The organism is Virgibacillus chiguensis, from assembly GCF_900129865.1.
Taxonomy (GTDB): Bacteria; Bacillota; Bacilli; order Bacillales; family Amphibacillaceae; genus Virgibacillus; species Virgibacillus chiguensis.
Window position 1 is genome coordinate 97,956 of sequence record NZ_FQXD01000007.1, and the last position, 8,847, is coordinate 106,802.

The 8,847-nt window shown below is 37.4% G+C and carries 7 protein-coding genes and 1 CRISPR repeat array; all 7 genes read right to left on the reverse strand.

The window, feature by feature from the left end; translation table 11 throughout:
• The first annotated feature begins 5 nt into the window (after positions 1-5).
• Positions 6-303: a CRISPR direct-repeat array (repeat unit 32 nt; unit sequence ATTTCAATCCACGCACCTATGAAAGGTGCGAC).
• Positions 304-472: 169 nt separating this feature from the next.
• The 7 genes from cas2 to BUB45_RS09900 are packed head-to-tail and all read right to left on the reverse strand — an operon-like array spanning position 473 to position 8,353.
• Entirely contained in the window at positions 473-763 is a 291-nt protein-coding gene (gene cas2, locus BUB45_RS09870; protein WP_073008164.1) for a CRISPR-associated endonuclease Cas2, read from the reverse strand.
• A gap of 7 nt (positions 764-770) precedes the next feature.
• Complete coding sequence (gene cas1c / locus BUB45_RS09875) at positions 771-1,802, reverse strand: type I-C CRISPR-associated endonuclease Cas1c (protein WP_073008166.1); 1,032 nt, start codon at positions 1,800-1,802, stop codon at positions 771-773.
• Positions 1,799-2,455: a CRISPR-associated protein Cas4 gene (gene cas4 / locus BUB45_RS09880; RefSeq protein WP_073008169.1), complete on the reverse strand. Its 657-nt coding sequence runs from the start codon at positions 2,453-2,455 to the stop codon at positions 1,799-1,801. The genes cas1c and cas4 overlap by 4 nt, the downstream gene beginning before the upstream one ends.
• Entirely contained in the window at positions 2,445-3,290 is an 846-nt protein-coding gene (gene cas7c / locus BUB45_RS09885) for a type I-C CRISPR-associated protein Cas7/Csd2 (RefSeq protein WP_073008172.1), read from the reverse strand. Before cas7c ends, cas4 begins: the two co-directional genes overlap by 11 nt.
• Positions 3,287-5,170 (reverse strand): type I-C CRISPR-associated protein Cas8c/Csd1, encoded by a 1,884-nt coding sequence (gene cas8c, locus BUB45_RS09890; RefSeq protein WP_073008175.1) that lies wholly within the window; start codon positions 5,168-5,170, stop codon positions 3,287-3,289. Before cas8c ends, cas7c begins: the two co-directional genes overlap by 4 nt.
• A complete protein-coding gene (gene cas5c, locus BUB45_RS09895; RefSeq protein WP_073008178.1) occupies positions 5,171-5,881 on the reverse strand; it encodes a type I-C CRISPR-associated protein Cas5c in 711 nt (236 codons plus the stop codon).
• A 42-nt stretch (positions 5,882-5,923) separates the two neighbouring features.
• Positions 5,924-8,353, reverse strand: a complete 2,430-nt coding sequence (locus BUB45_RS09900) for a CRISPR-associated helicase/endonuclease Cas3 (protein ID WP_073008181.1) — start codon at positions 8,351-8,353, stop codon at positions 5,924-5,926.
• Between the last annotated feature and the right edge of the window lie 494 nt (positions 8,354-8,847).

Here is an 8,847-nt window from a genome sequence, read left to right on the forward strand (position 1 = left end):
TATTCATTTCAATCCACGCACCTATGAAAGGTGCGACCTGCTAACGAGTCAAGAAACTTACGTGCATTTAAAATTTCAATCCACGCACCTATGAAAGGTGCGACTGTCTGATGTGGCTATCTTGACAAATGATGAAATATTTCAATCCACGCACCTATGAAAGGTGCGACAGGAAGCACCCTCGATATAGCGCCCATGAATCCAATTTCAATCCACGCACCTATGAAAGGTGCGACTAGATCACTATATGACTTATTAATTTCTTAACAATATTTCAATCCACGCACCTATGAAAGGTGCGACTGCGATTTCTTCCTATAAAATTACTTTTTGTGGTATTAAATGGGTTTTTATGATAGGGAATCCAGGTGATTTACATCTAAAACAGCTAAATTTCGTTAAAATTAAACCATATTATTCCATTTAATTGGTGCGAATCCCCCGGGGATTTCATGTGCACTTAGGGTTCGCACTAAAAAATTAATGGATCTTCTAATTGAATGGTTTCCTTTGCCCCAACATGTTCTACCTTCGTTTTATAATTGTTCCCTAACCGATAAAAACGCAAACTATCTCTTTCCTCATCGATTAATTCTCTAAGTTCAATTTTTAATGTCGCAAATTGCATATCGTCAACAATACATTCAAAAACAGAATGTTGAACACGCTGACCATAATTTTGACATACTTTAGCTACTTTCCGCAATCGCTTTTGTCCACCATCACTTGACGTGTTTACATCGTATGTAACTAATACTAACATTTTATCCCTACTTCCACAAAAATGGTGGATACTCGTCTAAGTCTCCCCGTAGATAGCGTGCTAACAATAGTGATTGCGCATAAGGAACCAACCCCCACGTTATTTTTTCACCTAGATAAGGATGCGTCATCTTCTCTTGCTTTTTCGTTTGCCAAGCTGATAGAAACTTTTTCCTTCCATCATCCGTCATAATAACCGCACCATTCTCCTTATGTAGAAAATCTTCCTGTTTTATTGCTTTCTTATTCACTAATGAAATAACAAACCGATCGGCATAAATTCCCCTTAACTCTTCCATAACATCCAAGGCTAATGAAGCTCTTCCCGGACGATCACGATGTAAAAATCCAACATATGCATCAAGACCAACGGATTCCAGTGCTGCTGCCATATCATTCGCAAGTAGTGTATATGCAAATGACAGCATGGCATTTACCTTATCTAAAGGCGGCCTTCGTGAACGAGAATGAAAGAAAAAGACTTCTTTCTGCTGCAGTATCATTTGATCAAAAACCTTATTATAACTATACGCAGCCTGCCCTTCCCATCCTCTTAAGCTTTCTAAATCACGGCAAGCTCTTACTTCTTGCATCACATTTGATAATTGGGCTGACACTTCTTTAAACGCAGCTACATCGATTCGCAAAGGGTAATCCCGAGTCATCCGTTCAATCATCCACTTATGATTGAAAATTTTTCCTACAATAAAGTTGCGAGCTATCATAGCTGATTGGTCTTCGTCTTCAGAAAGCTGATATTGACGTTTTCTTAAAACAACATTTCCTTTACTCTCCCCAATTACTCTAGCAAGAAAACTTCCATTCATGGTCATGAAAACGATCGAGATGTTACGTTTTGCACAGTAACCCATTAATGCAGGACTTGCACCTGTATACCCAAACGATACAATGGATTCTAAATTATGAAGTGGCAATCTCGCTAATTTTTCTTGTTCCTTTAATAAGACAATATTGTCTCCATCCAGAGATAAATAAACATCGGCTTGCGTAATAAAAAGCGTGTTAAGAAGCTTCCTCATTCATTTATTTTCCCTTCAATATAACTTTTTACCGATCGTTTATTCATGAGCTTTGGCAAACATATATGCTGCAGTGAACAGCTTTTACAAAAGGAACCTGTCTTCACTTTTGGCGTATGCCTTCTCTGATAATAATCATGCATCTCAGCCGTAATGTCTTTTACTCTTTGTCTAAGATAATCGGTAAAATGAACTTCCACCCTGTGCTTGATCTCATGATAATACATAAACCCTTTTTCTATTTGGCAGAGTAGCATCTCTTCTAAACATATCGCTTGAGCAGTTAATTGTAAGATGTCCGCATCATCTCTTTTCGGTCGCCCTCGTTTGTATTCCACAGGGAAAGGAAGATAACTTCCTTCTTCCCCGTGAATGTCAATACCCCTTTCATCTTGTATAAATTCAACTACATCGCAAATCCCGTTTATTTTTAACGTTTTCGACTTTACTGGCAAAGCTCTGATAATTAATTTATTGCCCCTCTTTTCACGTATCATCGTCTCGTCCGCTTTGCGATGTAAGTAATGTCCTTCAATTGTTTTCACGTTTTCTTCCCATTGTTGCTCAATATGGATTAGCGCCCATTGACGACGGCAAAACTCAAAATGTTGAATCCCAGAAAGCATTAAAAAATCTTCTTCTTTATTTGCCATCCAATACCTCTACAGGTAGCCCGTCCAATTCTTCAACAGTGATGGAATAGTCATCATAGCTCTTAGGAGATTCCACTTTCGGTTCAATTTTTACTGTTCTGTGTACTTTAGCTGATGAGTATTGCCCTAATTTAGAGTTATGTTCCCACCAATACACGTGGTGAACTTCCATACTTCCATCTGGTCTTGCTGATGATGCATCATTTTCGAACAAATTAATTAAAGCTTGTTTCAACTTCTCAGCATCTTTTGTGGAAAAACCTGTTTTTTCTGCTAATTGCGTATTAATACTCCCATAAAAAACGTATAACCCAAAATCCACGCGATGCTTCATCCCCATCGTATCTGACCCTTTTTTATCCCCAGTAACGGAATTGACACTTTTGGTGATTTGCATACTCGTAATATCAACCGGATCGATACTTGTCGCAGTATGCACAGATACTGGACCTCGAACACCAACAGATACATCAGAACCTTTAAAAGCAAATACTTGCCCAAAACTACGTACATCAATCCATTCTTCACACGCTAATTTAGCAAACGTTTCATTATCTTTTGCTTTGGTAGCTTTATTAAGTTCTTCATGAGCATCAGCACGCTCTTTTAAACTTTTATATTGGTCTACTTTATAATCATTCGATTGTACAAATACTTTCTCACCCATATCTAAAAAACGATTTCTAATTTTACGCTTTAAGGCAACATCGGAGATTTCTCCATGCCCATCATAGTTCTGCCTAGGTCTATTACCATTTAATGGATCTCCATTTGGGTTTGCATTGTTCACAGATAAAACTACCGCAAAATCTATTTTATGATCTAATGTCGTCATTTCCCATTCTCCTCGCTATTATTTTCTACTGTCTTTTTTTGGTATAAATCCCTACGCTGACTATAAAACCCAAGTAAATATTTCCCTGACAACGGTTTGTCGTTGAAACCTTCTATCGTTAATTTCGAACCAACCTCATCAATTAAACTAGCTAGATAATTACCTCGTTTTCCAAGTCTCGCTTGATAGGGCTGTATACTTTCCTGAAGCGTCTTCCAAGTACGAGCAGGATGTTTTGAAAAAGCATTCATATAACGTATTGCATTCGTAGCACGTGTCTCATCTTGATCCAATGCCCTTCTTTCTAATACATCCGCTAACGCTAATAATCGGCCAAATAAATAATCACGATCATCCAATTCACGATCTAAAGCCACATCCATTCCCTCCCTTTTATTCATTAATGCACATGCGATACTTAACGTTTTTTCCCACTCCCATTTTTCCATCGCGACTGGGTTAGACGCCCGGTAAAATGTACTATTTACTATATCTGTCGGTATTTTCCTGTTATCAACTATACACGGTAGCATTCTTGACATTAAATCCTTCACGAATTTATCACTTGCTCGTGAACCATAAGCGGCAAACGCAATGTCTTTCGTTGCTGGCGCTCCAAAAAATTTCACAAACTTGCCATCTTCATTTTTGCGATAGCGATGTTCCCAAACACACGTAGCATGCCAATGTTCTAGTCTCTGTAAATATAATTCTTTATTCATATTTCGATAGTATAAGACTCCTAGTCTCCCAGTCGTAGCCGAATCGACAATTAAGATCGTTACATTGGATGTAATCGATACATCATGTTTGTAGCCTGCAAATGCTTTCGCCACTTCATTGGCAAAATGATCTAATGTGTTTGTTTTGCTTTCCTCTACAACCGCTGCAGTTGGATGAATCGAAAACGTATCATCAATTGGCGTGACGGTTTGCAATTGGTCGTTTCCCCATACAAGAAAAACACGTTCATCGATCATGTAGCCTTGGCGTAAAATTAACCACTTCAAAGCATTATGCGCTTTTTGCGAAACGTCATAGCTAATACTTGCTGCTTCATAACTTTTATTAAATCTACCTCTAAACGTAAATCCACTAGTATCGTTTGCAGATATTAGTTTCGCCTTATCTGCAGCATGCCTTATTTTATTTGCGTGTCTTTCCGTACTTGCTTGCCATGTTCCGGTTACAAAACAAATATCCTTTTCAACAACTAAATTATTATAATAATGAATAAACGATTCATAGATTTCTTTATCATCCCACACATTGGTTAAGTGTTTGCTTGGCGAGTATACATTAAACCGAACAAAAGCGCTCTCTTGTCCGCCAGTAATAGCAGAGAAAATAGTTGGTTTTTCACCATGTAAGCCTTCATATTTTTTATTCCACTTTCCGATTAACTGATCTTGTTCATCTAAAAAAAGGATGTTTGCTCCCACTAAATCTTTAATGAGTAGTTTCTTTTGTAAGTATGTAAAAATACTTTTTACCTTTGGATGCCCGTACGGTGATGTCACCCAATCTTCTAGTTGTTCTATGTAACTAGCAAATGGCTCTTCTTTTTTTATTTTTCCACCGTACTTTACAAAATCACCAGCAACATAGCTTAATTTATCGTGAAGTGGATAGGGTGCTACTTTAGAGCCTGACCTACTTGCAGAGCTTTCCGTAGTAGGAATTAATGTATTCACTTTATCTAAAACAGTGGCTGAATGAAACTCTCCATCTTCCGTTACAGTGACTTCAATATGCGCATTTTGTGTCGTATGAGAAATCGGTAGTAATGTATAACTTTTATTGCCCTTTGTTTTTTCGATTTCACCGACACGATCCAAATTCGCTTCATACGTTTCATATAATTGCTGTAGCCAACTCATTTACTCACCTCCTATCTCATCAAGTAATGCATTAGCCGACTGTACATTGGTTTCATTGAATTGCTTTGCTTTCATCTTTTTTATTGGACGAGTGAGACTACATTCCTCAGGTCGTGGAAATGTGATGACGCCATGCTTCATCACAGCATTCCAAAGGCGAACTTCCATTTGGTTATCCCCTGTCTCATCTGGGTAATTCATTCCATGCACCATGGTCCCAAAATGAATTTCCTCATAATTGTCGTAAAATCCTTCTCCTTCACCAAACACGCACGGTTCAACATACGCTTGGCATTCTCTAGCGCCAAGGAATACATCTCTTCTTCCGCCAGCTTTTAAAGCACGTTTCATAATGCTATAATGCTTGTTCTCATTTCGATCAAAAGCCATATCAGGACGATGAAGGTTAAACTCAAAATGCGCCCTTACTTGATATCTTGGCTGTTTTAAGTACGTATAGTTAGCTAACGTATTCCCACCTTTATATTCAATCGGGCGAATGCCTTTTGATTCCATTTGAATTGGGTTCATAATTCGTACAGCATCTACGACCATAACGATGGTCGGCTTCCAGTAGACGGACTCCACAATTCCTTTTAACGCTTGGTATGTAGGCACTTGATACGTCAATTTTTCCCCACCTATCTTCGTAAGCGGGTCAGTAAACAGGGCATAGTCTCCCCACACTTCAAATTCCATTGCATTTCGCATTCGTTCACCCCCTTTCAAAGCGTGTTTTTAATATTTAATCCTTTATATCATATACACCTCATCCGTGCTATCCCCTTCTACATCGAATCCAAATTCATTACTATAGGCACCATCTGCCAATGCATAGATTTTCCCATCAAAGAATGATACCAAGCCATTATTTTTCATGACTAAATCAAGCTCATATTTGTAAAGGTTAATCGTATAATGCTGGGCATATCGCATAATGCGTCCTAAATCTTCCATTGATATATTGCCACTTAATTCTGTTATCAATTCTTTCCCCCCATGCTCATAAGGAACAATAACAGAAGTTGTCACGTTATCGATAACATGGAAATGTTCGGCAGCTGTTCGGTAGCTATTTGTAATAAATAACGGCACCTCAGCACTATACTTACTTCGGTATGCCTGTACATAGCTACATTCATTTTTGGGAGCAGTTAATAATTCCATCATGTCTTTCTTTAAAGCGGGGATGAAATAATTCAAATCATTAGCAAAAGCTAAGTAAAGCTCTTGAAAATAGCGTTCCATCGCTTGCGGCGAAAGTATATTGCCCCCATGCTCATTTTGGTTTCGCTTCATATCAATTAAAATGCGCCTCGTAATTTGTTTCCCAATTTCAATCTCTTTTAAATGCTTTAGCTGTTCTTCTTGATGATCTATCACGTATACTTCCTGCATATCCTTTTCCCCATGTCGATTACAACGTCCTGCAGCTTGAGCAATCGAATCTAAACCAGCTAAAGATCGGATAACACAATCAAAACTAATATCTACGCCAGCCTCAATTAGCTGGGTGCTAATACAAATAACCGGAATATTATTATCCAAGTCCTGTCTTAATTTGCTTAAAATATCATTTCGATGTGCCGCACACATGGACGTACTTAAATGATAAATCTTGGTGTCATCACCTCTATTTTGTTGCAATTCTTCATAAAGCGTTTTCACAACTTTTTTCGTGTTTAACACAACGAGTACACTTTGCACACGTTCTAACTGTTGATCAATAAATGAGACTAAATCACTCGTTAATACCGCTCTATCGGTTGCTTTGTCTATAATTTCCACTCGTTTAAAAGCGTCAACCACATCCGTTAAATTTTCAACGATTTCCGCATCTGTCTTCATTTCTAGTTTGTTTTGTACAAAATCTAACGCTGGTTGCGTTGCTGTGCAAAGCAAGATACTTGATTTACAATTATTTTTCAAGAAATTAAGCGCTTCATTAAATAACGAAATACATTTGACAGGCACTTTTTGCACTTCATCAAAGACGATAATTGCTTCACTCAAATGATGTAAGCGACGGATATTACGACTGCCTTTTGCGTAAAATACATTTAAAAACTGTACCATCGTTGTAAAGATAATTGGCGCATCCCAATTATCTTTAGCTAGTTTCAACTTCTGTTTTTCTGTCATCGTACCGTCTAGATGCTCATCATTATCATCATCATCTAAGATAACATTAGAATGATGCTCTAAAATGTTTTCTGTATCTTTTAATATACTTCGCACTTCTTCCGCATTTTGTTCAATAATGGTGGTATATGGTACGACATAGATAATTCGCTTTTTATGGTGTAATAAAGCATGCTTTAATGCATATCGCAAACTAGCTAATGTTTTCCCTCCACCTGTAGGAATAGACAGCGTATAAATACCAGACTCTTTTACTGCAGCCGCTTCACATTGCTCTGACATTTTCGAACGCAAGCGATTAATGGGTGTATTTGCATTTGGGTGGTTTTGAAATGCCATTATTTTTTCATGTAATCGTTCGTAATACGTTTCAAACAATGCCTTATGATCAGGATTCAATGGTGTTTCATCTTCTTCAAATAACCTCGTATTCGTACGATCTGCATCAATAAGCGCACTAAATACAAACTTCGTAACAAACATTAACTGCTTTTCAGTGTCTTCCTTAGGAACGTTTTGAATGAACGGAAGTAATTCTTGGGTAGCTTTTTCTATGTATTGGTCAAGTTCGTTCTTCTTCATAACATTTACGAAAAAGTTCTCTTTCATTTGATCAAACTCATGCAAAGGCTTATCACGAACACGAGTTAAATATTTTGACTCTAGTTCAGGGGTTAAAAAATCATGTAGATAAGAGTGATGGGATATAATAGCATTACCGACAACCTCAGCCACTAGCGCCTTACTAGGTGTCATATCTTTTGTGTGTAATAATGTATATAGTAGTTTTGCACCAGCCGTGGAATGGTCAACACTGCCTCGTTTAGGGGCATCTTCCGGATGATATACAGCCGCATGAATATAATGAAGAAATTCCTCGCTATACTTGCCAAAGTCATGAAGCAACCCTGCAAGCCCACACAAATGTTTCAACCCTATCGGATCACCATACTTTTCTGCCAATGCTTGGACTTCTAACAAGTGATCCTTTACAGTTTGAATTTCGTTGTCACTTTGTCGAATATGTGCAATAAAACTCATGTAATCACAGCCTATCGTGTATATTTTATAAGGATAGATAGGAAAATAATGCCATGTTGTTCTTAGGTAAATTGTACCACAAACCTCCTCTATTGACTACGGATGAATAAGTATATATTTTTATTTTTTTGCTACATTAGAGAAGCTTGACTTGTCGTTAAGTTTTATGGAGAAAGCATTAGTCTCCTTATACTATAAAAATAAAAATTTCATACATAGTAAAACGATAAAATTATTGAAATTTAGCCACAATATACTACAATAATTAATAGAAGGGCTTTTATACTTTTAGTGCGAACCCCAAGTGCACATGAAATCCCCGGGGGATTCGCACCAACCAAATGTTAAAATATGGATTTTATATAACAAAAAATTGCAATACAAGCCTTTACTTACTTGATTTATACTTATAAAAACCCAATTAATTCCATAAAATTGAATTTTATAGGAAGAAATCGCAGTCGCACCTTGTATAGGTGCGTGGATTGAAATAA

Excerpts from the sequence above, each read along its gene's own strand:
- cas2 (WP_073008164.1), bottom strand. The coding sequence starts at position 763 with ATGTTAGTATTAGTTACATACGATGTAAACACGTCAAGTGATGGTGGA.
- cas1c (WP_073008166.1), bottom strand. The coding sequence starts at position 1,802 with ATGAGGAAGCTTCTTAACACGCTTTTTATTACGCAAGCCGATGTTTAT.
- cas4 (WP_073008169.1), bottom strand. The coding sequence starts at position 2,455 with ATGGCAAATAAAGAAGAAGATTTTTTAATGCTTTCTGGGATTCAACAT.
- cas7c (WP_073008172.1), bottom strand. The coding sequence starts at position 3,290 with ATGACGACATTAGATCATAAAATAGATTTTGCGGTAGTTTTATCTGTG.
- cas8c (WP_073008175.1), bottom strand. The coding sequence starts at position 5,170 with ATGAGTTGGCTACAGCAATTATATGAAACGTATGAAGCGAATTTGGAT.
- cas5c (WP_073008178.1), bottom strand. The coding sequence starts at position 5,881 with ATGCGAAATGCAATGGAATTTGAAGTGTGGGGAGACTATGCCCTGTTT.
- BUB45_RS09900 (WP_073008181.1), bottom strand. The coding sequence starts at position 8,353 with ATGAGTTTTATTGCACATATTCGACAAAGTGACAACGAAATTCAAACT.